The sequence below is a fragment of the Mycobacterium sp. ENV421 genome (assembly GCF_002887815.1).
Lineage (GTDB): Bacteria > Actinomycetota > Actinomycetes > Mycobacteriales > Mycobacteriaceae > Mycobacterium.
In genome coordinates this window covers 1-724 of sequence record NZ_PDHO01000140.1, presented here as the reverse complement: position 1 = coordinate 724, position 724 = coordinate 1, and the positions used below count along the sequence as shown (strand labels likewise).

Annotated in this window: 1 protein-coding gene; it reads right to left on the bottom strand. The window is 66.0% G+C overall.

Translation table 11 applies throughout. The features are described from left to right. A partial coding sequence (locus CRM90_RS30055; protein WP_199190110.1) for an IS256 family transposase occupies nt 1–724 on the bottom strand: 724 nt, incomplete at both ends.

The window sequence follows — 724 nt, the reverse complement described above, 5'->3', positions numbered from 1 at the left end:
GCCCAGGCCCCGGTTCAACCGTCAGATCGGTGGTATCGAAGATGGCCCAGTAGCCGTCGCGGACCTCGGCATGCATCCCGGTGGGAATCTTGGCGAGCACGTTGCGAAGTCGATGAATAAGACATCTCTGGCGCAACGCTTTTGGGTAGATCTGTTCAATGGCCGCGATCAGGCCCTTGGCGCCGTCGGAGACGACCAGCAGCGGAGTGCCAAGGCCGCGCTCGCCCAGATCGGTCAGGAAGTCGGCCCACGCGTCGGTCGACTCGCCGGTCCCGGGCGCCAACCCGACGAACACCGGCTTGCCCTCGGTGGTGATGCCCCAGGCGGCCAGCACCGGCTCGGCCGGCGACCCGGGATGCATCCGAAAGAAGCTCGCGTCCAAAAACAGGTAGTCCAGCGTGATCTCGTCGAGTCGACGACGCGCCCACGCCTGGTACTCGGCTCGGATCGCCTTACACACTTCCGAGACCGTGGATTTGGAGATCGCGGCCTGATCGCCGAGTGTTTCGGCGAGGGTGGCCTGCACGTCGCGCACCGACAGCCCACGGACGAACGAGGCGATCACCAGCGTCTCCAGGGCGTTGGTTCTCGTGACGTGCTTGCCGAACAACCGCGACGCGAACGCTGCGGTGGCGCCGCGCAGCTTCGGCCGCTCCAACGTAACCGGCCCAGTGGTGGTCTTGACCGTCACCGGCCGATACCCGTTGCGTGAGCCGCCGTTAGC